This window comes from Escherichia sp. AM3 (assembly GCF_032029835.1).
Lineage (GTDB): Bacteria > Pseudomonadota > Gammaproteobacteria > Enterobacterales > Enterobacteriaceae > Escherichia > Escherichia coli.
In genome coordinates this window covers 1-888 of the sequence record NZ_JAVUPQ010000408.1, presented here as the reverse complement: position 1 = coordinate 888, position 888 = coordinate 1, and the positions used below count along the sequence as shown (strand labels likewise).

General features: G+C 40.4%; 1 pseudogene. It reads left to right on the top strand.

The features are described 5' to 3' along the window. Positions 1 to 888 (top strand): annotated as a pseudogene (locus RTW80_RS26225) (outer membrane autotransporter barrel domain-containing protein); the annotation flags it as partial.

The window sequence follows — 888 nt, the reverse complement described above, 5'->3', positions numbered from 1 at the left end:
ACATTGCTAACACTACTATTGATGATGATTATGAAGCTCTTTACTTCACTGATTCTTATAAAGATGGTGATGTAACCAAGCACACAAATGAGACATTTGATACAAGTGAAGGCGTTGCTGTTAATCTTGATGTAGAAAGTAACATCAATATTTCCAATAACTCCCGCGTTGCAGGTATTGCATTATCTCAAGGTAATACTTACAACGAAACCTACACTACCGAATCTCATACTTGGGATAACAATATCTCTGTAAAAGATTCCACAGTGACTTCGGGTTCAAATTATATCCTGGATAGCAATACTTATGGCAAAACTGGTCACTTTGGCAATTCTGATGAACCGAGTGATTATGCTGGCCCGGGTGATGTTGCCTTTACCAGCACCTGGAATAGTAATTTTGATCCGAATGGTCATGATTCCAACGGTGACGGGGTGAAAGATACCAACGGGGGTTGGACTGATGATAGCCTCAACGTTGATGAACTAAATCTCACTCTCGATAACGGAAGCAAGTGGGTTGGTCAGGCAATTTATAACGTTGCTGAAACGTCAGCAATGTATGATGTTGCTACAAACAGCCTTACTCCTGATGCAACATATGAAAACAATGACTGGAAGCGTGTTGTTGATGACAAGGTCTTCCAGAGCGGTGTATTTAACGTAGCGTTGAATAACGGTTCTGAATGGGATACTACAGGTCGTTCCATCGTTGATACCTTGACAGTTAATAATGGTTCTCAGGTTAATGTTTCGGAATCTAAATTAACTTCAGATACTATCGATTTAACTAACGGTTCTTCGCTGAACATTGGTGAAGATGGCTACGTTGATACCGATCATCTGACTATTAACTCCTACAGTACTGTTGCGTTGACCGAATCTACTG